We start from the raw sequence: 23,288 nt of genomic DNA on the forward strand, positions 1-23,288 counted from the left end.
CTGTGGCCATGAGCCATCTCGCTGCTGAGGACCGATACGACACGATGCAGTACCGCTTCTGCGGGCGGTCGGGGTTGAAGCTCCCGGCGATCTCGTTGGGGCTGTGGCAGAACTTCGGCGACGACCGGCCGATGGAGACCCAGCGCGCCATCGTCCGCCGGGCCTTCGATCGCGGGGTCACGCATTTCGATCTGGCGAACAACTACGGCCCGCCCTATGGCCAGGCGGAGGTGAACTTCGGCACCCTGTTGCGGCAGGATCTGGCGCCGTATCGCGATGAGCTGCTGATCTCCACCAAGGCCGGGTGGGACATGTGGCCGGGGCCGTACGGTCAGGGCGGTGGTTCGCGGAAGTATGTGCTGGCCTCCCTGGATCAGTCGCTGCAGCGGATGGGCCTGGACTATGTGGACATCTTCTACAGCCACCGCTTCGACCCGGAGACGCCGATCGAGCAGACGATGATGGCGCTGGATCATGCGGTACGCCAGGGAAAGGCCTTGCACATCGGGATTTCCTCGTATTCGGCGGCGAAGACCAAGGAGGCCGCCGACATCGCGCGTGAGCTGGGTACGCCGCTGCTGATCCATCAGCCGTCGTATTCGATGCTGAACCGCTGGATCGAGGGCGATGCCGAGGTGCCGTCGCTGCTCGACGAACTGGAGCGGCAGGGCATGGGGTGCATCGCGTTCACCGCACTGGCCCAGGGCATGCTCACCGACAAGTATCTGGACGGAATCCCGGAGGGTTCGCGGGCTTCCCGCGACGGTTCGCTGTCGAAGTCGATGACCACCGACGAGACCGTGCAGCATCTCCGCAATCTCAATGAGATCGCGAAAAACCGCGGCCAGTCGCTCGCCCAGCTGGCGCTGGTCTGGGCGCTGCGCGATCCGCGGATGACCTCGCTCGTCGTCGGCGCCTCCAGCGTCCGCCAGCTCGACAACTCCCTCGACGCCCTGAACAACACCGACCTCAGCGACGAGGAACTGAAGCAGATCGACCAGGACGCCGTCGACGCCGGCGTCAACCTCTGGGCCAAACAGACCGAGGACTGACCCCCGCGTTCATCGAGTAGGTCGCGCAGCGACCGTGTCGAGATGACCCCCGGTACGCCCTCACGTTCATCGAGTAGGTCGCGCAGCGACCGTGTCGAGATGAACCCCCTCGCCCGTGCGCCGGTTGAGCGAGGAGCGCAGCGACGAGTCGAAGCCAAGCCCCAGAAAAAGATCAAAGTCTTTGGGTGCAGTATCGTACATACGTGCTATTATTAGATGTAGCAGTCGAGAGGAGGTGACCACAGATGACCACCGAACGAGCCCAAGTCTTCGCAGCGATCCGCGCCGAAAGCGACACCATCGCCCAGGCTTCGGCCCGCCAGCTCGTCGCGATCGCCGCCGCCTGCGACACCTACTCCGGCCTCAACACCCACACCGACGAACTCACCGCGAGAGTCCTCCACGGCGAACAACTCGTCTTCCCCGGTGCCGACGGCACCCCCGGCATCACCGAGTTCTTCCACCTCGAACTCGCCCTCTCCCTGAACTGCTCACCCGAGACCGCACAGGTCTGGACCGCTGATGTATTGAACCTTCGGCATCGGCATCCGATCCTGTGGCAGGCCACCCTGGACTGCGACATCCCCGTCTGGGTCGCCCGCGACATCACCCGCGCCGCCCTGCAGCTGTCCTTCACCCAGGCCCGCGAGTTCGACTCCCTCTGGTCACTCCGGCTGGTGCCCCTCACTCCGAAGCGCGCGGTCGCGACGACCGAGACCCAAGTCGCGCTGATCCTCAACGACGACAAAGAACTCGAACGCAAGGCCGCCAAGAAACAGCGCCGCGTCGAGTTCACCCCGAACCGGACCATCGCTGGCATCACCGACCTCTACGCCAACCTCGACGCCGGTGACGCCGCCCAGTTGAACGGGACCCTGGACCGGCTCGCCGACGTGTTGAAGGCCGGTGGCTCCGCCGCGTCACGTGACGAACTCCGCGCCGAAGCCCTGGGTCACCTCGCGCATCCCGACCGGGCCCGGCAACTCCTCCAGCCCTCACTGTTCGATGGTGCCACCGTCACGCCTACGGGTGAGGTGGTCAACAAGCACGGGGAGATCGTCACACCCACCTCCGAACGCTGCCGGCACGGTGCCGAGTTGATCCTGCACGTCCACCAGAAGGACCTCGCCAACGGTCGCGGTGGCGAAGGCGAAACACTCGGACCGGTCACCCTGCAACACCTGAAGGAACTACTCGTCCAGTGCGCTGGCACCGTGAAGGTGCGGCCGGTGATCGACCTGGCCGCCCCGGTGATGGTCAACACCTACCGACCCAGCGACGAACTCGCCATGCGCGTCAAACTCCGCGACCGATATGTGATGTTCCCCCGATCGAATCGCAGTGCGTTCGGCCGCGGGATCGATCTGGACCATACGATCCCCGCACCGGAGGGACCCACCAGCTCCAGCAATCTGGGGCCGTTGAACCGGGCCTCGCACCGGGCGAGGACCCACGCCGGATTCCGGGTCGAGCAACCCTCCCCGGGGGTGTTCCACTGGAAAACACCGGCCGGGCAGGAGGCCTGGGTCAGCGCACATGGCACCTGGGACCATCCACCACCCGATCACCTGATCAACGATCCGGCCGCCTCGCTTTCCCGGACCGAACAACTCCTCCACGACACCCTGCGCAACGGCCGAACCCAGTTGGAGAGGGAACAGGTCGAAGCCGAACAAGCAGCCGACGAAGCCCGCGAACGCGAGCGACTCCGCCGCGCCCGCAAGAACCAACGCCTCCGAGACCTACGCCAGGCAGCCCGCGACCAGGCCACCGCAGCCAAGCAGAAAACGAAGAAGCAGAAGAAGGCGAAGAAGCCGGTTCCGCCGGATACTCAGCCTGCCCTGATTCCCCACCAGGGCTAGCTTTCTGCACGCTCATCGAGTAGCGCGGCATGCGCAGCGAAGCGGAGCAATGCCGAGCGTGTCGAGATGAGCAACCTACCTCGCGGTTCCTCTCGACACGGTCGCTGCGCGACCTACTCGATGAACGCGAGGGACATCGCTTGGCGCACCGGCCACGCACTACGATTCGCCCTGATGAGCGAACCCCAGCCAGGTGAGTGGCCCACCTACTCGGCGTACCGTCAGGACGACGGGTCCGATGAGGTGATCAGCGATCCCCCGCGCCGCAGACCGGTCACCGTGCTGGCGTGGATCCTGCTGTTCCACCTCACGATCATCGGCTGGACCCTCGGTTACCTGGTGGGCACCCCACAGATTCCCCTCTGGGTGGTGCTGATCGGGATGGCGGCGAGCGTGGCCATTGCGGTCTGCAGTTACTCCCTCTGGACACCTCCGACCCCGCGGGCCGGGGAATCCGAGTTGGCCAGGAGCGCCCGGCCACTCGCACCGGCAGCGGCGTTCATCCTGGCCGTCCTCACACCCGCCATGCTGTCGATCGGGATCAGCAACCTGTACGTGCTGACCATGATGCGGCCGACCGAGGCGACCGTGCTGTCGGCGGAACGGGTGCCCTCCGGCCGGCACAGCTCCGTCTGGCAGGCCACCGTCGATCTCGGCGACGGTCGGCCCCAGCAGGTGCGAGCCGGCTCAACGCTCCGGAAGCTGGACGAACGGATCCCCGTGTGGGTCGACCCCACCGGTTTCGCGGCCCCACGGGGCAGCGCCACCCGACCATTCGATGTGGCCGGCCCGCTGATGCTCGGGTTGCCGGGCGCCGGCCTCGGCTACTACGGAGTAATCCGGCACCTCAGGCGTACCCGCACGAGACATTACGATTCGCCCTGATGAGCGAACCCCAGCCAGGTGAGTGGCCCACCTACTCGGCGTACCGTCAGGACGACGGCTCCGATGAGGTGATCAGCGATCCCCCGCGCCGCAGACCGGTCACCGTGCTGGCGTGGATCCTGCTGTTCCACCTGACCATCATCGGCTGGACCGTGGGCTACCTACGAGGCGCACCGGGCATGCCGATCTGGCTGCTGGTGATCGGGCTGATCGCCACCGTCGCCGCCGCACTCTGCCTCGACAGCCTCTGGGTCCCTCGCTCCGGCCGGGTCAGGGGCACGATCAAGAAATCCAAGGGCAGCAAGTCATTCGGCGCGGCCGCGCTGATGGTGATGGTCCTCGCGCCACCGGCGATGCTGTCGATGGGCCTGAGCAGCCTGTACACGCTGACGGTGATGCGGCCCACCGAGGCCACGGTGCTGTCCGCCGAGCGGGTGAAGTCCGGGAAGTACAACTACACCTGGCAGGCGACCGTCGACCTCGGCGACGGCAGACCCCACCAGGTACGCCTCGGCAGCTCGCGGCCGGAGCTGAACGAGCGGGTCACCGTGCGCACCGATCCGGCCGGTTTCGCCGCTCCGCGCGGCAACACGGAGAGGCCGATCGATGTGGCCGGCCCGGCGGTGCTGGGTCTGCCCGGGCTGGCATTCGGCTGGTACGTGGTGATCCGCCATCTCCGTCGCACCGGTCCGCGGGCGTGAGCCAACCCGACTGACCCGCCGGCTGGCTACCGTTTTTCAATGGAAGCACAGCAGAACCAGTGGCAGACCTACCCGAGCAGGCCTCCGGCCGAACAATCTGCATCCGAGCAGTCTGCTGCCGCGCAACTTGCTTCCGAGCAACCTGCCGCCGAACCGAACGATGCATCCCAGGCACTCAGACGCCCTTGGCTGATCCTGTTCTGGATCGTGTCGTTCCACGCCATTGTCGCCGTCTGTGCGCGGCCTCAGGGGGCGAACCTCGAGTCATCCCTTGCCTGGGCATTGCCGCTCCTGCTGCTCGCGCTCCCGGTCTCCGCCCTGTGCCTGCTCGGCCTCTGGGTCCCGCGCATGACCATCAAGCAGCTTGCCACCACGCTCTGGAATCGCGACCGTCACCCCGTTGCAGCGATGAAACCCTCGATCGCCACCGCACTCGCGCTCGGCGGACCCTACATGCTCGGGCTGGGCATCGGGAATCGCGGTACCTTCGACGCCACGACCTTGGCACTGTGCCTGATTCTCGGGCTACCGGGAGTGGTCTTCGGCTGGTACGTGGTGATCCGCCACCTGAGCCGCACCCGCCCGGCTGCCGCTGCCCGACCGGACAACGCCTGACCCGTCCGCTGGTTACCGTTCTGCAGGTGAACGCGCAGAACGGGTGGCCGGTCTATCCCGGCCCCGAACCCGAGGAACCGACCGAGGAACCGGATCTGATCCCGAACCTGGAACCGGAACCAGAGGTCGAGGAGATCGTCGAGCCGCCCCGCCGGCGCCCGATGGCGATCGGGTTGTGGGCGCTGTTCCACCTGCTCGCGGTGCTCCTGATGACCTGGGCACTCCTGCTGGACTCAGAATCCGCACTCATCCTCACGCTGACGAGCATCGCCCTGATGGTCCTGGCGGGTGGCTCCCTGGTCGCCCTCTGGATCCCACGCCTGAGATTCTGGGAGGCGGCCGACGTCCTGCTCACCCGCAACGGGGGCGAACGATTCGGGGCGCGGCCCGCCCGCTACGCCGTCGCTCTCACCATCCTCACCAGCCTGGCGCTGGCCTTCGGCATCGCCGGCAGCACCGGCATCCCCACCGCTGCAGCCCCGGGGTTCCCGCAATCCCTGCTGTGCTTCGCCTTCGCGGTACCTGGCATCATCTATGCCAGGTACATGATCCGCCGCCACCTGCGGCTCACACCTCCCAGTCGGCAAGACGGCGACTAGCGCGGCACGTTCCGCAGGTTCGACCGCGCCATCGACACCGCCTCGCCCGCGCCACCGTTGAGCACGATCTTGCTCATCGCGGTGGCGAAGCCGAACACCTGCGCCGAGGTGATCTTCGGCGGGATCGACAGCGCCATCGGATCGGTCACCACATCCACCAGCGACGGCCCGCGGTGCGCGAATGCCTCGGCGTACGCCTGCTCCAGGTCCCGCGGATCCTCGACCCGCACCGAGTGCCAGCCCATCGCCCGCGCGATGGCCGCATAGTCGACCGGCGGCACGTCCACACCGAAATCCGGCAACTTGTCCACCAGCATCTCCAGCTTCACCATGCCGAGCGTCGAGTTGTTGAACACCACGACGTTCAGCGGCAGCTGGTACATCGCCACGGTCAGCATTTCGCCAAGCAGCATGGACAATCCGCCGTCCCCCGACATCGAGATCACCTGCCGGTCGGGTTCGGCGAACTGCGCCCCGATCGCCTGCGGCAGCGCGTTCGCCATCGACCCGTGCAGGAACGAACCGAGGATCTTCCGCGAACCCAACGGGTTGATGTAGCGGGCGCTCCAAACATTGCACATCCCGGTGTCGGCGGTGAACACCGCATCCTTCGCAGCCACCTTGTCCAGCACCGAGGCGGCGTACTCGGGATGGATCGGCTTGATCTTCTCGACCTTGCGGGTGTACGCCCCCACCGCCTTGTTCATCAGGTCGTCGTGCCGCTTCAGCGTCTTCTCCAGGAAACGCCGGCTCTTCTTCGGTTTCAGCAACGGCAACAGCCCGCGCAGGGTCGGCCCGACGTCACCGTGCACCGGCAGATCCACCGAGGTGCGCCGCCCGATCACGCTGGCGTCGCGGTCCACCTGGGCGGTGGTCACATCGGGCAGGAACTGGTCGTAGGGGAAGTCGGTGCCGAGCATCACCAGCAACTGCGCATCATCCATCCCGGCCGCCGCGGCACCGTAGCCGAGCAACCCGGTCATGCCGACGTCGAAGGGGTTGTCGAACTGGATATGTTCCTTGCCACGCAGGGAATGCCCGATCGGCGCCCCGATGATGTCGGCCAGCGCGACGACGGCATCATGCTCCCCGGCGATCCCGGCGCCGACGAACAGCGCCACCCGGTCCACGGAGTTGATGGCGTCGGCGAGCGCCTGCAGCGCCTCCGGTGGCGGGGTGAGTACACCGGGCTGCACCGCCACATAGGCGGGCGCCTTGGCCGCCACCGGTTCGTCGGCGACGTCACCGGGCAGGGTGACCACCGCGACACCGGGGCCGGCGACCGCGTGCCGGATCGCGGAGGCGACCACCCGCGGCGCCTGGGTCGGGGTGGAGATCAGCTCCGAATAGACCGAGCACTCGGTGAACAGCCGGTCCGGGTGGGTCTCCTGGAAGTAGCCTTCGCCGATCTGGGCGGTCGGGATGTGGCTCGCGATCGCGACCACCGGTGCTCCGGACCGGTTCGCGTCGTAGAGCCCGTTGATCAGGTGCAGGTTGCCCGGGCCGCAGGATCCCGCGCAGGCCACCAGTTCCCCGGTGAGCTGGGCGTCCGCACCGGCGGCGAAGGCCGCGCCCTCCTCGTGGCGGACGTGGATCCAGTCGATCCCACCCTTCTTCGACCCGCCCGTGCGGCGTACCGCATCGACCACCGGATTCAAGCTGTCCCCGACGATCCCGTAGATCCGGCGTACGCCGGCCTCGCGGAGCTGGGCCACCAACTGATCTGCAACCGTTTCTGCCATGGCCCAACTCAACCACCGGGCGCAACCGGTGCGTCAGCGGGGCACGGTACGCCCGAGAAAGGCCATGATCTGCTCGGTGTCGTTCGCATCGGCCGGCGGCGTGGTCTCGGGCCCGAACATACCCGGCGCCCGCATCCGCTCCGGCGGGATCCGCTCCACCCCGGCCCGCAGGAAGTCCCGCAGCTCCTGCGGCAGCTCCCGGCGCTCGCCCTGGGAGGCGGCCAGATCCCAGACATGGATGGCGAGGTCGCTGGCGGGCAGCAGCAGCTGCCGACCGACCGGGCCGCGGCCGTAACTGGTCTGACGCTCGATCCAGATCCGCCACCGCCAGCGCGTTCCGCACCTCCTCGGCCCGCTCCCCCCAGCGCGCCATCATCGTCACCGGGGTGAGCCCGACCTGCTCCGGATCGGTCGGGCTGTCACCGACCTCGCCGTCGCTGACCAGGGCGACGACCTTGCCCATCGTGCCGACGACGTGCCCGGCCACGTCGACCGCGCGCCATCCCTCGCAGGGGCTGGGCGCCTCCGGGTCGGTCACCCGGGCCAGGGTGTCGGTGAACTCGTCCAGACCGATCAGCAGCATCTCCGCGGGGGCGTCCATGATCCTCACCCTAGGGCTCGAGGGACCCCGCGAGCGGCCGGTCCGCGGCGTCCTGCAACTCGGCGCGTAGTCGCTCGGCGGTCGCCGCCTTACGGCGTGCCTCGTCCCGCGCAGCCTCATCGGTCTCGGCCATCCGCCGCTGCACGTCACCGATCTCCCGCCCCAGCGCCGCGCGCCCGTCCTCGACGGACTGCAACCCCCGACGCCGGGACACCGCGCGCGCCCACGCATAACCGGCCACACCGAGACCGAGCAGGAGCAGCACCAGTCCCGCGGGAGCCGGCCCCACGACGAACAGCACGACCGCCAGAACCAGCACTGCGGCGGCCCCGATCCCGATCGGCACCGCATGGGAGGCGGGCACCCGGTCGACGAGACTCTGGTGCGCCCGGTCCAGCTTGGTGGCATCCGGCCCGGTGGCGCTCACCGGCACCGAGAGACCATGCGTCCTCGCCTCCCGGACCGCCGGTTTGATCTCGGGCACCACGGTGGCCGCCTCGACGAGCTCCAGCAGCGGGCCGCGGGCGAGACGGAGCAGGTCGCGGTCGGCAACGGCGGTGCAGTCGGGATCTCGCAACGCCTGACGGACGGCCTCACCGACCGACACGCTGGCCACCCGGGCAGAATCCGCGGTGCGGGCCAGGGGTGACTCGACGGTCCGCCGCAGTTCGCGGATCCGTGCCACCAGCAACCCCTCCTCCCCCTGACCGCGGCCGATCAGCTCGGTGACCACCGCGGCCACCTCGGTCCGCGCCTGACCGACCGGGTCCGCCTCCGGCTTCCCGGCCTGCACCGGCTCCCCTGCCTGCGCCGGCTTCCCGGCCTGCGTCGGCTCGTCGGTCGGCACCGGTGCCGCACCGTCCCAGAGCCGTGCCAGGCCACGAACCGGGTCGCCATCGCGGCCGGTCAGCCAGTCGCGCCAGGTCTCGGCCGACTCCCGCTCCAGTGCGGGTCGCAACGCCTCCAGTGCGGGTTCGGGCCCGTAACCGCCGAGCATCAGCAACCGGAAGATCTGGAGCTGGGCGGGATTGAAGGTGCCGTCATTGGTCAGCACCCGGTCGAGGCGCCCGGTCGCCTGCTCGCCGTGTCCGAGGGCGCCGAGGGCGCAGACCCAGAAGGTGTCGAACTCGGCGCCGCCCAGCTCCGCGGCCCGCGTTTCGGCAGCGGCGTCGGCCGAACCACCCACCCGGGCGATCAGCGCATTCATTCCATGGGTCAGCCAGTAGTCGCCCTCGCCATGGGACAACGGTTCGGGAACACCGCCGGCGCGCAGCGTGTCGAATGCGCGCAGGGCCCGCACCCGCGCCTGCGAGGTGTCGGGGAAGGCGGCCAGCTGCTCGCGCACATCACCGAGTTCGACATAGGCGTCGAAGGCGCGGCTCAACGCCTCGATGCGCTGTTCGAGGCTGCCCCGGATCTGCGACAACTCGCTGCGCAGCCGCGCATTCCGGGAATGCGCCGCGGCAGCGGACGCGCTTGCCTGGTCCACCTCATCGCGCAGCATCCGGTCGCGACCGTATTCACTGGTCCACAGCCAACCGCTCCAGTCCCCTGCCATGCCGCACAGTATGAACAACGGCGGGGCCAGTGCCTCGGCCGAAGCCCACCACGCCTAGGGATCCAGGTGACGCAGGAAGCGTCGCGGGTCGGCCAGGAACGCCTTCTCGTTGACCACCAGTTCGAGATCGGCCCAGTCTGTCGGCTGCATCCCGTCGTCCCCGAACTCGAGGATGGTGGCACCGGGCAGCGCGGCGAGCACCGGCGAGTGGGTGGCGAGCACCAGTTGCACGCTGTCCTCGGTGAGCAGGTCGAGCAGCAGCGCCAACACCCGCAACGACGAGTCGAAGGAGAGCGCGGATTCCACCTCGTCGAAGAGATACAACCCCGGTTGCGGATTGCTGAGCCGGTCGAAACAGCGTTCCTCGATCACCGACAGGAAGGATTCGCCGTGGCTGCGGTCGTGGTAGTGGGAGCCACCGGCCTGCTGCAGATAGCTGTAGAGGCCGTGCATGGTCTCGGCCCGCAGGAAGAAGCCCTCCCGGCCGGCACCGGCCCCGCGGACCAGCTGCAGCTCACCGGCCAGCGCGGATTCGGTGGCGATGGTCCGGTGCTGGTGTCCGGTCGACCCGCCTTCGACGTTCAGTCCGTACGCCCCGGCGATCGCTTCCAGCACCGTCGACTTGCCGGTGCCGTTCTCCCCGACCAGCACCGTCGCCTGGTCGAACTCCAGCCCCTCGGTGAGCAGTTGTCGGACCGCCGGGACGGTGTGCGGCCACTGCCGGCCCGGGCGTCGCCCGTCGCGGGCCTCGAGCCGGCGTACCGGTCGGCGCAGCTGCCACCCCTCCATCGTGATCACATCCGAACGCTCAGTGCGCGGCCTCGTGCCAGGAGTGCCCGGTGCCCACCGAGACATCCAGCGGCACGGTCAGCTCGACCGCGTGGCCCATCTTGTCGCGGACCAGCTGATCGACCCGGTCCCGCTCCCCCGGCGCGACCTCCAGCACCAGTTCGTCGTGCACCTGGAGCAGCATCCGCGAAGCCAGCTTCTCCTTGCGCAGTTGGGATTCCACATCGAGCATCGCGACCTTGATGATGTCGGCGGCCGAGCCCTGGATCGGCGCGTTCAGCGCCATCCGCTCGGCCATCTCGCGACGCTGCCGGTTCGAACTCATCAGGTCCGGCAGGTATCGCCGGCGCCCCAGGATGGTCTCGGTGTATTCGGTGCGGCGAGCTTCCTTGACCAGCCCCTGCAGGTAGTCGCGGACCCCGCCGAACTCCTCGAAGTATTCCTCCATCAGCGCCTTCGCATCGGACACCTCGATGCCGAGCTGCTGACTCAGCCCGTAGGCGCTCAGCCCGTAGGCCAGGCCGTAGTTCATCGCCTTGATCTTCGCGCGCTGCTCACCGGTGACCTGATCGGCCGGGGTGTCGAAGACCTTCGACGCGGTGACGGTGTGGAAGTCCTTGCCGGAGCGGAACGCCTCGATCAGCGACTCATCGGCCGAGGCGTGCGCCATGATCCGCATCTCGATCTGCGAGTAGTCGGCGGTGAGCAGGGTCTCGAATCCCTTGCCGACAACGAAAGCCTCCCGGATCCGGCGGCCCTGCTCGGTGCGGATCGGGATGTTCTGCAGGTTCGGCTCGGTGCTGGACAACCGCCCGGTCGCGGCGATCGTCTGCAGATAGGTGGTGTGGATCCGGCCGTCGTCGGCCACCGACTTCAACAGCCCGTCGACGGTCTGCCGCAACCGGATCGCGTCCCGGTGCGCGAGCAGGTGTGCCAGGAACGGGTGCTCGGTCTTGGCGTACAGCCCCTGCAGGGCGTCGGCGTCGGTGGTCCAGCCCGATTTGGTACGCCGGGTCTTCGGCATCTCCAGCTCGTCGAAGAGCACCACCTGGAGCTGTTTCGGCGACCCCAGGTTGATCTGCTTGCCGAGCACCTCGTAGGCCTGGTCGGCGGCCTCGGTGACCTGCGTGTCGAAGTGTGACTCCAGCGCCTCGAGCTGGTCCACATCGACCGCGATGCCGAGCTTCTCCATCGTGGCCAGGGTTTCCTGCAGTGGCAGCTCCACCCCGGTGAGCAGATCGGACTGGTGCCGCTCGGCCAGCTCGTCGTCCAGCGATTCGGCCAGGTCGATCACCGCCCGGGCCCGCACCATCGCCGCCTGCTGTGCCTGATCGTCGGCACCCGGCTCGGCGAACAGTGCGTCCTGGGCACCGTCGTCGATGGCCCCGGTCTGCTCGACCTTCAGCTCCCGCTTGAGGTGCCGGATCGCCAGGTCGCCGAGGTCGAAGGTGCGCTGATCGGGCCGCAGGATGTAGGCGGCCAGCTGGGTGTCACAGTCCAGACCGTTGAACTCCCAGCCCCGCGCCCAGAGCGCCAGCCGCGGGCCCTTGGCGTCGTGCATCGCCTTCAACCGCTGCGGGTCGGCGAGCCACTCGGCCAGCACCCGCTCGTCGTCGGGACCCAGGTCGGCCGCCTCGACCCAGGCCGCGGCCCCGTCGATGGAGGCCAGCGCGATGCCGGCGACATCCCCGGTGCCCGCGGCCCAGTGGCCGACCACGTCGACCCCGGTGCGCTTGCCACCACTCGCGTGCTCGGCCAGCCAGTCGGCCAGCTCACCGGGTCCCAGCGCGACCCCGGTGACCTCGAAGCCACCCTCGGGTTCGGTCTCCTCCGGTGGCAGGGTCTCCAGCAGCCGGTCCCGCAGCACCCGGAACTCCAGCGCATCGAACAGCTCGTGGGTCGCCTCCCGGTTCCAGTCCCGGCGGACCAGGTCGGTGATCGTGACCGGCAGCGGCAGATCGCGGATCAGCGCATTGACCCGACGGTTCATCCGCACCTGCTCCAGATTCTCCCGCAGGTTGTTGCCGGCCACCCCCTTGATCTGCTCGGCGTGCTCCAGCAGGTTGTCCAGCCCCTCCCACTCGCCGAGCCACTTGGCGGCGGTCTTCGGGCCGACCTTGGGCACCCCGGGCAGGTTGTCGGAGGTCTCCCCGACCAGCGCGGCGAGCTCCGGATATCGGGAGGGGGCGACCAGATATTTCTCCAGCACCGCGTCGGGGGTCATCCGGGCCAGATCGGAGACCCCCTTGCGCGGATAGAGCACCGTGACCCGCTCGGTGACCAGCTGCATCGCATCCCGGTCACCGGTGCAGATCAGCACCTCCAACCCCTCCTCGGGGGCGGTGGTGGCCAGGGTGGCGATGATGTCGTCGGCCTCATAACCCTCGACCTGGACGTGCACGATGTTGAGCGCGTCGAGCACCTGCTTGACCAGCTCGACCTGGCCCTTGAACTCGTCGGGCGAGGCCGACCGGTTGGCCTTGTAGTCGGTGAACATCTCGGAGCGGAAGGTCTGCCGGGACACGTCGAAGGCGACCGCGATGTGGGTCGGCTGCTCATCGCGCAGCACATTGATCAGCATCGAGGTGAAACCGAAGACGCCATTGGTGTGCTGGCCGGTCCGGGTGGCGAAGTTCTCCACCGGGAGCGCGAAGAACGCGCGATAGGCCACCGAGTGACCATCGATCAGCAGCAACCGCTGGGGGCGCTCCTCAGCGGTCTGCGGGGCGTCGGCGGCGGTCGCCGCGGGGTCGGTCGTCTTCTTGGTCGGCACGAGGCCGAGCCTACTGGGATCGGCCGACAGTCCGTCAGCCGCGCATCTCCAGGGGCGCCGCGAGGTGGTCCCGCAGTTCGGCGAGCCCCTCCCGGGCGCTGATCAGCTGCTCCTCGGTGAGGGTCGGCAGCATCAGCGAGCAGCCCACCGAGAACGGTTCGTCACCGGCCCGCCGGGCCGGCACCACCATCGCCACCCCGTAGACCTGCGGATGGGTCTCCCGGTCGTCGACGGCGTACCCCCGCTCCCGGGTCGCGTGCAGCTTCTCCAGCAACGCCTCGACACTGGTCGGTGAGCGCTCGGTCCAGATCGCCAGACTGTGCGGTTCGGCGTACAACCGCCGGATCTCGGTGTCGTCGAGCCGGGCCAGCAGCGCGGTCCCGACGGCGGTCACCGAGGCCGGGAAGCGGTCCCCGATGCTCGCCGACAGCGGCAGCGGCGCCCGGCCCTCGTGCCGGGCCAGATAGACGACATCGCGCTGGTGCCGCAGCACCAGCTGCAGCAGCTCGTGGCTCAGCACCGGGTGGCTGGCGGTGAAGTCGTAGAACTCGCGTACCACGTCGAACCCGCGTACGTATGCCCCGCCGAGCTCCACGGTGCGCCGACCGAGCGTCCAGGCACCCTCGGGGGTACGCCGGACCAGCCCGGCCTCCTCGAGGGCGACGCACAGATTGAGCGTGGAGGACTTGGCCAGGCCGTGGACGCGCGCGATCTCGGTGAGCGTCAGCGGACCCTCGTCCGCCAGCGAGCCGAGGATGGCCGCGGCCCGGGTGACCGCCGGCGCACTCATCAGACGAAGGTCTTCGTGTCGATGCGGTTCAACAGCTCCTCGCCGTCCAGCAGGCGGCGCGCGTTCTCGGCGAAGAGTTCGGCGATCAGCCGGTCCTCGTTGCCGTGCAGGGCGGCGGTGTGCGGGGCGATCAGCACGTTTGCCATCCCCCACAGCGGCGAGTCCGCCGGCAGCGGTTCGACCGCGAACACGTCCAGGGCGGCGAACCCGACCCGGCCGTCGGCGAGCGCCGCGACCAGGGCGGGTTCGTCGATCGCGGTGCCGCGGCCGGTGGAGGCCAGCAGCGCGTCCGGACCGAGTGCGTCGAGCACCTCGGCGGAGACGATGCCGGTGGTGCCGTCGGACTGCGGCAGGGTGTTGACCAGCGCATCGGCCTGCGCCGCAGCCTCGGCGATCCGATCGGTCGGGACGACCGCATCGAACCCGTCGACCGGGTGGCCACTGCGGTTCACCCCGATCACCCGGGCGCCCAGGGCGGAGAACAACCGGGCGGTCTCGGCGCCGATGGCCCCGGTGCCCAGGATCAGCACGGTCAGGTCGAAGACCGCGCGCATCACCCAGCGGCCCGTCCACTGCCGGGCGTCCTGCTGGGCCCGCAACCGGGGCAGGTCCTTGGCACCGGCCAGGATGCCGAAGAGCGCGAACTCGGCCAGGGTCCGGGCGTGCGGCCCGCTGGAGCGGGTGAACGCGATCCGCTGCAGGTCCTCCTCGGCCAGCCCGGCGGCACGCAGCTGGGCGCCGCCACCGGCGGCCATCGTGTGCACCCAGCGCAGCCCGGGGTTCGCGGCCACGGTCCGGGCCAGCGCGGCCGGGTCGGTGTCCGGGATGCCATAGAGCGCCTCGGCCTGATCGCAGAGCCGGTCGAAGCGGGCCTGCTGTTCGGGGGTGCGGGTGTGGGCCGGGTCGCCGTCGTGGTCACCGACCCAGCGCATCGGTGGCAGCAGCTCCTGCTCTACCACCAGGTCGATCCGCGGCTCCAGCTCGACCAGCAGCTCGCAGTTCTCCGGGGTCAGCGGGGTGGCGATGAACACCCGCAGCCGGTCGCTGGCGCTCACCGCTGCTCACCTCCGCCCAGGCGGACGAGCACCTTGCCGGAGCTGTCGGAGTCCTTGGCGGTGCCGAACCCGGCCAGCGAATCGGCGAGCTCGACCTCGTGGGTGATCACCTGCTCGATCGACGGGTTCGCCGCCAGCATCTCGATCGCGGCGTCGATCTCGTCGGCGAACCGGAAGCAGCCGCGCAGCTGCAACTCCCGGGAGACCACGGTGGCCATCTCTATGGGTACGCCACCGGCGGGCAGCATTCCGATCTGGGCAAGGATTCCACGGCGTTTCAGCGATCCGATCGCGGCGTTCACGGCGGCGGGTACGCCGGCGCATTCGAGCACCACGTCGAAGTGTTCACCGGGCAGTTCGTCCATGCCGGCACGCAGCACACCGTGCACACCGAGCGCGCGGGCCCGCTCCAGCGGTCCGGGCAGCACATCGGAGCAGATCACCTCGGCGGCCCCCTCGGCGAGCGCGGCCGCGGCGGCGAGCAGGCCGATCGGGCCGGCCCCGGAGACCAGCACCGACTTCCCGGCGACGCCACCGGCGACGCGGATCCCGTGCAGCGCGACCCCGAGCGGTTCGGCGAGCGCGGCCCGGCGCAGCGGCAACCCCTCGGGCAGCACCCGGATCATCGAGGCGTCGACCAGCTTCAACTCGCTCATCCCGCCCTGGGTGTGCGGGTTGGTGGAGGCGCTGCCCAGGTAGGCACCGTTCGGCCACAGCTGCGGTTCGTCGTCCAGCCCGGGCACGGGGTCGCCGAAGGTGGCCGGATGGACGGTCACCGGTGTCCCCGGGGCGAGCTTCCCGGACGGGTCGAGGTCGACCACACCGGCGACCTCGTGGCCGGGTACCAGCGGTTCGACCACGGTGAAGGCACCGACCGCACCGTCATAGAAGTAGTGCAGGTCCGAGCCGCAGATGCCCGCGTACGCCATCTTCAGCCGCACCTGACCGGGGCCGGGTTCGGGGTCCGGCAGCTCCTCGATGCGAGCGTCCTGCTTGCCGTGGATGACCAGGGCCTTCACGCGATTCTCCTGTCCTGCTTGGTTTTTCGGCGGTGGTTCACACGACCGAGGTCATGCCACCATCGACGAAGATGTTCTGGCCGGACACGAATGCCGAGGCATCGGAGGCCAGATAGAGCAGCGTACCGATCAGCTCCTCCACCTTGCCCCAGCGCTGGGCGGGGGTGCGTTGCCGCACCCAGGCGTCGAACTCCGGATCCTGCCAGAGTGCGGTGTTCATCTCGGTGGCGAAGTAGCCTGGGGAGATCGCGTTGACCTGGATGTTGGAGCGGGCCAGGTCGGCGGCCAGCCCCTTGGTCAGCATCACCAGCCCGCCCTTGGACGCCGAATAGGGGGCGATCGTCTGGCGGGCCAGCATCGATTGCACCGAGCCGATGTTGATGATCTTGCCCGACCCGCGCTCGGCCATCGCGCGGGCGATCGGTTGGCTGACGTAGAAGGCGCTGTTCAGGTTGGTCGCGATCACCTCGTCCCAGTCGTCGGTGGCGAACTCGGTGATCGGTGCGCGGCGCTGGACGCCGGCATTGTTGACCAGGATGTCCGGTACGCCGTGTTCGGCGATCAGCGATTCGATCCCGGCGCGGACGGCGGTGGCGTCGGTGACGTCGAACTCCACCACCGGCACCGGGGTGCCGGCACGCTCGGCCACCGCGTCCCGGGCCCGGGCCAGTGCCGGCCCGCCACGGCCGTGCAGCACCACCCGGGCACCGGCGTCGGCGAGCCCGGTGGCGAGCGCCAGCCCGAGTCCGCGGGAGGAGCCGGTGACCAGGGCCAGCCGGCCGGTGACGTCGAACAGATTCATCGCAGGCACTCCTGAAGTTTTTCTTGTCAGCGTTGGGTTTCCAGGCCGGCGAAGCGATCCTCACCAGGAAAGGCGTCCTCGTTCCTGGTGACATCGCGGTGCACGGTCTCGGGGGTGATGAAGGTCGAGATCAGGGTGATCACGCAGAGTGCCGCGACATAGGTCGCCACCGGCCACCAGGCGTTGTTGGTGGTGGCGAGCAGCCAGGCGCCGATGAACGGGCCGAGGCCGCCGGCCAGGATCGCGGAGAACTCGCGGGAGACGGCGACGCCGATGTAGCGGTGCCGGGCGCCGAAGAGTTCGGGCAGGTGGGCGCACTGCGGGCCGAGCATGCTGTTCACGCCGAAGCCGATCGAGAGCGCGATGATCAGCACCGCCAGGCCGGCATTGCCCTTGCTCAGCAGGTACCAGCCGGGGAAGGCGAGCAGCAGCAGGATGATCGCACCGGCCCGGTAGACGGGTTTGCGGCCGACCCGGTCGGAGATCCAGCCGGTGAGCGGGACGGTGAAGATGCCGATCGCCGAGGCGCAGGCGACCGCCACCGGGCCCCAGGACTTGTTGACCCCCATCAGCACCATGAAGGAGACGGCCAGGTTGGAGTAGATGTAGGAGCCGCCGTTCTCGGCCATCCGCAGACCGATGCCGATCAGCACGTTGCGCTTGGAGGTCTGCAGCAGTTCGCGGATCGGGTGGTCGGCGACCTGTTCGTGCTTCTCCAGCTCGATGTAGGTCGGGGTCTCCTTGAGCCGCGCCCGGATCCAGACGGCGACGGCGATCAGCACGATGGAGATCAGGAACGGCACCCGCCACAGCCAACCCTCGATGACGTCGTTGGGGGCCTGGGTGACCAGCCAGAACACACCGGCGGCCAGCAGCGTACCCGCCTGGATGCCGATGAACGGCAGGGCGGCGAAGAAGCCGCGCTGCTTGCGCGGGGCGTACTCGGACATCAGCACCGTGGAACCGGCCTGCTCCGCGCCGGCGCCGAGGCCCTGGGCGAGCCGCAGGATGACCAGCAGCACCGGGGCGATCCAGCCGGCGCTGCCGAGCTGGTCCGCGGTGGGCAGCAGGCCGATCAGGGTGGAGGCACCACCCATCAGCGCGATGGTGACCATCAGCACCCACTTGCGGCCGATCTTGTCGCCCAGGGAGCCGAAGACCAGGCCACCGATCGGGCGGGCCACGAAGCCGACGCCCAGGGTGGCGAAGGAGGCGATCAGTGCGGCATTGGTGCCGAGCGCGGGGAAGAACAGCTTGCCGAAGATCAGGGCGGCGGCCAGGCCGTAGAGGGCGAAGTCGTAGTACTCCAGCGCGCTGCCGATCGAGCTGGCCAGCGTGGCGCGGCGCAGGTTGTGGGCGTACTCCTCGTCGGTCATCGACCGACCCGCCGCGGTGGAAGCGTCGTTGCTCATGGGTTGTCTCCGAAAGGGTCTGTTCGCGCCCCGGTGCGCGATACGCTGACCGTAACACTATGCTGAACCCAGTTCAACATATCGAACTGCGATTCTTGGACCATCCCACCGTGAGGAGCAACGATGCCCACCACCACTCTCCCCCGGGTCGGCTTCATCGGACTCGGCGTGATGGGTCGGCCGATGGCAGGCCACATCCTGACCGGGCTGGCGGGCCGGGCCCCGCTGACGATCAGCAACCGCAGCCGGGACGGCGCGGACGAACTGATCGACGGCGGCGCGGTCTGGGTGGACACCCCACGGGAAGTGGCAGCCGCCAGCGACGTGGTGCTGGTGATGGTGCCCGACCTGCCGCAGATCGCCGAGCTGGCCGAGGGCCCCGACGGCCTGCTCGCCGGGGTCGACCATCCGATGGTGCTGGTGGTCTCCTCGACCGTGGCCCCGGACGGGGTACGCCGGCTGGACCAGCAGTTCCGGATCGCCACCGACGGGCAGCTCCGGGTGATCGACGCACCGGTCTCCGGCGGCGAGCGCGGCGCGGTGGCCGGCACCCTGTCGATCATGGTCGGCGGGGACGACGAGCCGGTGGCGCGGGCGCTGCCGGTGCTGGAACTGACCGGCCGGCCGGTGCACCTCGGCGGGCTCGGCGCCGGCCAGGTGGCCAAGGCCTGCAACCAGTTGATCTGCGCGGCCAACATCGCCGCGATCGCGGAGGCGTCGGTGGTCGCCGAGCGCGCCGGCCTGGATGTCGGGATGCTGTTCGACCTGCTGCAGGGCGGGTACGCCGGATCGACGATCCTGGCGGACAAGGGACCCCGGTACGCGGCCAAGGACTACTCGGTCTCCGGGGCGGCGTACCTGTGGATCAAGGACCTGAAGGCCTACCTGGACGAGGCCCGGCGGACCGGCACCGCGACCCTGCAGGGCGACCGGTTGCTGGATGCCTTCGACGACCTCACCGAACAGGGTCTCGGCGGTGAGGACACCGCGGTGATCCAGAAGTGGTTGGCGGAGCGGCCCACCACATAGGCTGCCCCGGTGAACACCCTTCCTGACTGGTACCTGCAGCTGCGCAACGCGATGGACGAGCGCGTCGGCCTGGAGGTGCTCGAGATCTCCCCCGACCGCACCGTGGGCCGGATGCCGGTCGAGGGGAACACCCAGCCGATGGGGTTCTGGCACGGCGGCGCCACCTGCGTGCTGGCGGAGTCGCTGGGGTCGCTCGCGGCCACCGCGCACGGCGTCGAGCTGGGCAAGGTCGCCCTGGGGGTCGACATCAGCGCCACCCACCACCGCTCCGCGCGCGAGGGCTGGGTGACCGGGGTGGCGACGCCGCTGTCGCTGGGCCGCCGGGTCACCTCGCACGAGATCGTGCTCACCGACGACGGGGGCCGGCGGATCGCCACCGCGCGCCTGACCTGCCAGCTCGTCGACCCGCCCACCGGCAAGTGACCGGATGAGCCGCCCCTTCCTGTTCCTCGGCACCCGTGCCGAGGACGACATCGCGACCGAGGAATTCGAAGCAGTACGGCGTTTCTGCCAATTGCCGGAGTCCCGGTTGGACTGGCTGCGGGTGGAGCAGGCACCGCTGCCGGCGATCGACCTGGATCGGTATGCCGGCATCATCACCGGTGGCAGCCCGTTCAACTCCTCCGACCCGATCGAGATCAAGTCGGCGGTGCAGCGCCGGGTGGAGGCCGACCTCGGCCGGTTGCTCGATGAGATCGTGGCGCGCGATCTTCCCTTCTTCGGCGCCTGTTACGGCATCGGTACGCTCGGCGCGCACCAGGGTGCGACCATCGATCGCACCTTTGGCGAGCCGCCGGGCGCGAGCCACATCACCCTCACCGAGGAGGGCGCGGCCGACCCGATCTGTGCCGGACTGCCCTTGGAGTTCGACGCCTTCGTCGGGCACAAGGAGGCGGTCCGCACGCTGCCGCCGAACGGCGTGCTGCTGGCGACCTCAGGACCCTGCCCGGTGCAGATGTTCCGGATCCGCACGAACCTCTACGCGACCCAGTTCCACCCCGAGCTGGACGCGGCCGGACTGATCTCCCGGCTGGCGGCGTACCGGAACCACGGCTATTTCGAACCCAACGAGCTGGACAGGTTGGTGAACGAGGCGCAGGCGGCCAACGTCGAGCACGCCCCCACCGTGCTGCGGAACTTCGCGGAGCGGTACGGCTGAGGGTCGGTCCTTCCCCGACGTCGCGATCCATCGAATCCTGTAGGTATTCATCGCGTGCTGGAGGCAGCGACGGGTGCACTCAAGGTTCGATGGATCGCAGCGAGGAGCCAGGCCGGATCACTGCCCTGCGGCCAGGGTGACCGGGACCTCGACGGTGGAGGTGCCGCGGGCGACCTTGAGGGTCACCCGGTCGCCGACGTTGCGCTCCCGGACCTGGGCGATCAGCGCCTCGGAGTTGGGCACGGTGTCCTCATCGATGCCGAGGATCACATCACCGACACGGATTCCGGCCTGGTCGGCCGGCGACCCGGAGACGACCTGGCGTACGCCCGCCCCGGAGAACGAGCTCGCATCGACCTTGGCCGTGGCATCGGTCGAGGAGACCCCGAGATAGGCCTGCTGGACGGTGCCGCCGCTGATCAGCTGGTCGGCGACCGAACGGACCTGGTTGACCGGGATCGCGAACCCGATGCCGATGTTGCCGGAGGTCCCCTGACTGGAACCCAGGCTGGCGATCGACGAGGTGATCCCGATCAGCTTGCCGGAGACATCGACCAGCGCGCCGCCGGAGTTGCCCGGGTTGATCGCGGCATTGGTCTGGATGGCATTGGTCACCGCCTGCTGCGGCGTACCGCCGCTCAGCGGGCTGTTGCCACCGGACTGCTGCTGGGTGATCACCGGACGATCCAGGGCCGACACGATGCCGGTGGTCACGGTCTCGGACAGCCCGAGCGGGTTGCCGAGCGCCATCACCGGTTGACCCACCGTCAGGTTGTTGGCATCCCCGAGCGCGATCGGCTGCAGGTCACCCGGTGGGTTCTGCAGCCTGATCACCGCCAGGTCGGTGGAGGGATCGCTGCCGACCAGGGTGGCCGCATAGACCTGATAGTTGGAGAGCGTGACCTGCAGCTGGGCACCGGCGCCGACCCCGTTCACCACATGGTTGTTGGTGACGATGTTGCCGGAGCGGTCGTAGATCACCCCGGAGCCCTCGGCGCTGCCGGTGCGGCCCTGGACCGCGATCGAGACCACCGACGGAGCGGCGACCTTGGCGGTCTGGGTCCAGTCCGGATTGGCCGGGCTGCCCTGCACCACCGTGTTCACCTGGGTGGTGCCGCCCGCGGCCGGTGAGGAGGTGGCCTGCAGGGCCGCGACGGTGATCCCCGAGGATGCGAGCGCGGCGATCAGCGCCGTCGGCACGATCATCCGCAGCGGGCCACGCTGCCGCTTCTTCTTCGTCGGCACCGGTGCGCTCGCGTACGCGGTGGTGGCACCCGGCCCGGTGGGTCCGGTCGGTCCGGCGGGTCCGGTGCCGGGGTAGGCGTTGGTCGACGGCCCCGGGTCGGGCGCGGTGGCCTGCGGCTGCGGCCAGCCGTACTGCTCCTGCGCCGGTTGCGGCGGGACCGGCATCGACGGCGGGGTGTAATCAGGCCCGTTCCAGTAGCCGTTGTTCTGGGGGTTCTGCTCCGGATGGCTCGTCATGTCATCCAGTTGACCGCCCGTTTCTGTGCGCCCGCTGTGCGACCCACAGGACCGCGCTGAGAAGTTGCCAGCGGCATCGTCACGCTCATCGACTAGCAGGCCCGGCGCCGCGGAGCGGAACCGGGCCAGCGTGCCGAGATGGACCTCCGGGCACCCAATGGTGCGACCGGGCACCCGATTCAGCGTGACTGGATCGGGTGTCCGGTGGCATGGTCGGGTGCCCGGACGGTACCCGCGGATGGGTTGCCGCTCGAACGTCTGCCGCTCGTCCCTGTCAGATCCACCACTGTCCGCGTCCACTGTCCGCAGCCATGCGGCGACCGCCGGTCCCGGTCGCATGATGCGAACCCCCAGGGGCTTCGCGCGCTCAGCCGACGTCGGGTTCACCGCGGCGGGCACGGCGTACCCCGGTGACGGTGGCCACGGCGACCCCGGCCAGACACAATGCGCCACCGAGGAAGGCGAGCGGGGCCGGTACCTCACCGAGCAGCAGCCAGGACTGCAGCACCACCAGCGGTGGGATGACGTAGGTGGAGGCGGCCAGCCGGCCCGCGGGGACGTGCGACAGGGCGTACCCCCAGGTGAGGAAGGCGATCGCGGTCGGGAACACGCCCAGATAACCGATACCGAGCACGGCACCGGCCGGTGCTGCCGCGGCCTGCCGGAACAGTTCGGGGCCGAACGGCAGCGCGACCAGCAGGCCGGTGAGGCAACCGAGCCAGGTCAGGATGAGCGCGTCGATCCGGACCAGCAGCCGTTTCTGCGCCGTCGCGCTGCCGGCGTACAACAGCGCTCCCGCCAGCCCGCAGAGCACGCCGAGCAGCTCACCGCCGCCCCGCCACGTCGTCGCCGCGATCAGCGCCACGCCGGTGAAGGCGACCAGCAGGCCGGCCATCAAGCGACCGGAAAACCCTTCACCCAGAAGGAATCCGGCGAGCACGACGATCAGTACCGGCGCCAGGTTCACCAGCAGCGCGGTGGTCCCGGCGTCGAGATGCCGCTCGGTGGTGTTCAGCGCCAGGTTGTAGAGCCCGAACCAGGCCGCACCCCAGCCGAGCACCGCGACCAGCAGCCGGCCACGCGGCAGCCGCGGGAACCCACCCCGTCGCAGCGAGCGCGCCAGCACCACGCAGGTCAGCGCCAGCGAGCCGACCAGTTGCCGACCCAGGGTGAGCGCACCCGCGGAGAAATCTCGGCCGACGGCCCGGACCGCGACGAAGGCGGATGCCCAGAGCACCGCGGTCACCGCCGCGGCCAGGATCGGGAGTACGCCGGGCCGCAGTGCCGGTCGGGGCAGCGTGCTGGTCATGAGCCCATCCTTGGCGACGGGGACCATTCAGCACCAGCACGTATTTCTTACCGA

21 protein-coding genes and 1 pseudogene are annotated in these 23,288 nt (G+C 69.2%); 9 read left to right on the forward strand and 13 right to left on the reverse strand.

The genetic code is table 11. The annotated features are described in order from the left end of the window. The first annotated feature begins 8 nt into the window (after positions 1-8). The 6 genes from mgrA (at position 9) to C8D81_RS07535 (ending at position 5,714) form a co-directional block, all read left to right on the forward strand. Complete coding sequence (mgrA, locus tag C8D81_RS07510) at positions 9-1,052, forward strand: L-glyceraldehyde 3-phosphate reductase (protein ID WP_133625795.1); 1,044 nt, start codon at positions 9-11, stop codon at positions 1,050-1,052. Positions 1,053-1,297: 245 nt separating this feature from the next. Then, positions 1,298-2,914 (forward strand): hypothetical protein, encoded by a 1,617-nt coding sequence (locus C8D81_RS07515; protein ID WP_133625796.1) that lies wholly within the window; start codon positions 1,298-1,300, stop codon positions 2,912-2,914. Between the two features lie 174 nt (positions 2,915-3,088). After that, a complete protein-coding gene (locus C8D81_RS07520; protein WP_094433044.1) occupies positions 3,089-3,799 on the forward strand; it encodes a hypothetical protein in 711 nt (236 codons plus the stop codon). Beyond that, positions 3,799-4,500 (forward strand): hypothetical protein, encoded by a 702-nt coding sequence (locus tag C8D81_RS07525; protein ID WP_094433045.1) that lies wholly within the window; start codon positions 3,799-3,801, stop codon positions 4,498-4,500. Before C8D81_RS07520 ends, C8D81_RS07525 begins: the two co-directional genes overlap by 1 nt. A gap of 39 nt (positions 4,501-4,539) precedes the next feature. Next, complete coding sequence (locus tag C8D81_RS07530) at positions 4,540-5,115, forward strand: hypothetical protein (protein ID WP_133625797.1); 576 nt, start codon at positions 4,540-4,542, stop codon at positions 5,113-5,115. Between the two features lie 26 nt (positions 5,116-5,141). After that, positions 5,142-5,714, forward strand: coding sequence for a hypothetical protein (locus tag C8D81_RS07535; RefSeq protein WP_094433049.1), 573 nt, complete (start codon positions 5,142-5,144; stop codon positions 5,712-5,714). On the opposite strand, the gene C8D81_RS07540 is transcribed toward C8D81_RS07535, so the two are convergent. The 11 genes and pseudogenes from C8D81_RS07540 to C8D81_RS07585 all read right to left on the reverse strand — a co-directional run bounded on the left by C8D81_RS07540 (position 5,711) and on the right by C8D81_RS07585 (position 18,255). Further along, entirely contained in the window at positions 5,711-7,456 is a 1,746-nt protein-coding gene (locus C8D81_RS07540) for a pyruvate dehydrogenase (RefSeq protein WP_133625798.1), read from the reverse strand. The two genes, C8D81_RS07535 and C8D81_RS07540, sit on opposite strands and share 4 nt — an antisense overlap. Positions 7,457-7,489: 33 nt before the next feature. Next, positions 7,490-7,615, reverse strand: coding sequence for a hypothetical protein (locus tag C8D81_RS21770; RefSeq protein WP_267873110.1), 126 nt, complete (start codon positions 7,613-7,615; stop codon positions 7,490-7,492). A 103-nt stretch (positions 7,616-7,718) separates the two neighbouring features. Next, positions 7,719-8,177: pseudogene (locus C8D81_RS21930) on the reverse strand (maleylpyruvate isomerase N-terminal domain-containing protein); the annotation flags it as partial. Further along, entirely contained in the window at positions 8,068-9,615 is a 1,548-nt protein-coding gene (locus C8D81_RS21530) for a hypothetical protein (RefSeq protein WP_133625799.1), read from the reverse strand. The gene C8D81_RS21530 and the pseudogene C8D81_RS21930, both read right to left, overlap by 110 nt. 54 nt (positions 9,616-9,669) lie before the next feature. Further along, a complete protein-coding gene (locus C8D81_RS07555; RefSeq protein ID WP_133625800.1) occupies positions 9,670-10,404 on the reverse strand; it encodes an AAA family ATPase in 735 nt (244 codons plus the stop codon). Between the two features lie 19 nt (positions 10,405-10,423). Beyond that, a complete protein-coding gene (polA, locus tag C8D81_RS07560; RefSeq protein WP_094360997.1) occupies positions 10,424-13,177 on the reverse strand; it encodes a DNA polymerase I in 2,754 nt (917 codons plus the stop codon). Positions 13,178-13,211: 34 nt separating this feature from the next. Further along, positions 13,212-13,967, reverse strand: a complete 756-nt coding sequence (locus C8D81_RS07565) for an IclR family transcriptional regulator (RefSeq protein ID WP_094360999.1) — start codon at positions 13,965-13,967, stop codon at positions 13,212-13,214. Next, the gene (locus C8D81_RS07570; protein WP_208109140.1) at positions 13,967-15,022 is read right to left on the reverse strand and encodes a D-2-hydroxyacid dehydrogenase; all 1,056 of its coding nucleotides are present in this window, start codon (positions 15,020-15,022) and stop codon (positions 13,967-13,969) included. Before C8D81_RS07570 ends, C8D81_RS07565 begins: the two co-directional genes overlap by 1 nt. Further along, entirely contained in the window at positions 15,019-16,041 is a 1,023-nt protein-coding gene (locus C8D81_RS07575; RefSeq protein ID WP_094433057.1) for a zinc-binding dehydrogenase, read from the reverse strand. The genes C8D81_RS07570 and C8D81_RS07575 overlap by 4 nt, the downstream gene beginning before the upstream one ends. A gap of 37 nt (positions 16,042-16,078) precedes the next feature. After that, on the reverse strand, positions 16,079-16,843 hold the full coding sequence (locus C8D81_RS07580) for a glucose 1-dehydrogenase (protein ID WP_094433059.1): 765 nt from the start codon (positions 16,841-16,843) through the stop codon (positions 16,079-16,081). A gap of 26 nt (positions 16,844-16,869) precedes the next feature. Next, a complete protein-coding gene (locus C8D81_RS07585) occupies positions 16,870-18,255 on the reverse strand; it encodes an MFS transporter (RefSeq protein ID WP_133625801.1) in 1,386 nt (461 codons plus the stop codon). A gap of 123 nt (positions 18,256-18,378) precedes the next feature. On the opposite strand from C8D81_RS07585, the gene C8D81_RS07590 reads away from it, so the two are divergent. The 3 genes from C8D81_RS07590 to C8D81_RS07600 are packed head-to-tail and all read left to right on the forward strand — an operon-like array spanning position 18,379 to position 20,443. Continuing rightward, positions 18,379-19,284, forward strand: coding sequence for an NAD(P)-dependent oxidoreductase (locus C8D81_RS07590; RefSeq protein ID WP_133625802.1), 906 nt, complete (start codon positions 18,379-18,381; stop codon positions 19,282-19,284). Between the two features lie 9 nt (positions 19,285-19,293). Further along, on the forward strand, positions 19,294-19,707 hold the full coding sequence (locus C8D81_RS07595) for a PaaI family thioesterase (protein WP_229119704.1): 414 nt from the start codon (positions 19,294-19,296) through the stop codon (positions 19,705-19,707). Positions 19,708-19,711: 4 nt separating this feature from the next. Next, positions 19,712-20,443, forward strand: coding sequence for a glutamine amidotransferase (locus C8D81_RS07600; protein WP_094433067.1), 732 nt, complete (start codon positions 19,712-19,714; stop codon positions 20,441-20,443). A 117-nt stretch (positions 20,444-20,560) separates the two neighbouring features. Here C8D81_RS07600 and C8D81_RS07605 read toward each other — a convergent pair whose 3' ends face one another. Continuing rightward, positions 20,561-21,925, reverse strand: a complete 1,365-nt coding sequence (locus C8D81_RS07605) for a trypsin-like peptidase domain-containing protein (protein ID WP_094433070.1) — start codon at positions 21,923-21,925, stop codon at positions 20,561-20,563. A gap of 367 nt (positions 21,926-22,292) precedes the next feature. Then, positions 22,293-23,234, reverse strand: coding sequence for a DMT family transporter (locus C8D81_RS07610; protein ID WP_133625803.1), 942 nt, complete (start codon positions 23,232-23,234; stop codon positions 22,293-22,295). Between the last annotated feature and the right edge of the window lie 54 nt (positions 23,235-23,288).

This window comes from Enemella evansiae (assembly GCF_004362375.1).
GTDB lineage: Bacteria > Actinomycetota > Actinomycetes > Propionibacteriales > Propionibacteriaceae > Enemella > Enemella evansiae.

What these genes read in the sequence shown, in the direction of transcription:
- C8D81_RS07540 (WP_133625798.1), bottom strand. Translation starts at nt 7,456, where the DNA reads ATGGCAGAAACGGTTGCAGATCAGTTGGTGGCCCAGCTCCGCGAGGCC.
- mgrA (WP_133625795.1), top strand. Translation starts at nt 9, where the DNA reads ATGAGCCATCTCGCTGCTGAGGACCGATACGACACGATGCAGTACCGC.
- C8D81_RS07555 (WP_133625800.1), bottom strand. Translation starts at nt 10,404, where the DNA reads ATGGAGGGGTGGCAGCTGCGCCGACCGGTACGCCGGCTCGAGGCCCGC.
- C8D81_RS21530 (WP_133625799.1), bottom strand. Translation starts at nt 9,615, where the DNA reads ATGGCAGGGGACTGGAGCGGTTGGCTGTGGACCAGTGAATACGGTCGC.
- C8D81_RS07605 (WP_094433070.1), bottom strand. Translation starts at nt 21,925, where the DNA reads ATGACGAGCCATCCGGAGCAGAACCCCCAGAACAACGGCTACTGGAAC.
- C8D81_RS07610 (WP_133625803.1), bottom strand. Translation starts at nt 23,234, where the DNA reads ATGACCAGCACGCTGCCCCGACCGGCACTGCGGCCCGGCGTACTCCCG.
- C8D81_RS07580 (WP_094433059.1), bottom strand. Translation starts at nt 16,843, where the DNA reads ATGAATCTGTTCGACGTCACCGGCCGGCTGGCCCTGGTCACCGGCTCC.
- C8D81_RS07600 (WP_094433067.1), top strand. Translation starts at nt 19,712, where the DNA reads ATGAGCCGCCCCTTCCTGTTCCTCGGCACCCGTGCCGAGGACGACATC.
- C8D81_RS07590 (WP_133625802.1), top strand. Translation starts at nt 18,379, where the DNA reads ATGCCCACCACCACTCTCCCCCGGGTCGGCTTCATCGGACTCGGCGTG.
- C8D81_RS07525 (WP_094433045.1), top strand. Translation starts at nt 3,799, where the DNA reads ATGAGCGAACCCCAGCCAGGTGAGTGGCCCACCTACTCGGCGTACCGT.
- C8D81_RS07565 (WP_094360999.1), bottom strand. Translation starts at nt 13,967, where the DNA reads ATGAGTGCGCCGGCGGTCACCCGGGCCGCGGCCATCCTCGGCTCGCTG.
- C8D81_RS07585 (WP_133625801.1), bottom strand. Translation starts at nt 18,255, where the DNA reads ATGAGCAACGACGCTTCCACCGCGGCGGGTCGGTCGATGACCGACGAG.
- C8D81_RS07515 (WP_133625796.1), top strand. Translation starts at nt 1,298, where the DNA reads ATGACCACCGAACGAGCCCAAGTCTTCGCAGCGATCCGCGCCGAAAGC.
- C8D81_RS07530 (WP_133625797.1), top strand. Translation starts at nt 4,540, where the DNA reads ATGGAAGCACAGCAGAACCAGTGGCAGACCTACCCGAGCAGGCCTCCG.
- C8D81_RS07520 (WP_094433044.1), top strand. Translation starts at nt 3,089, where the DNA reads ATGAGCGAACCCCAGCCAGGTGAGTGGCCCACCTACTCGGCGTACCGT.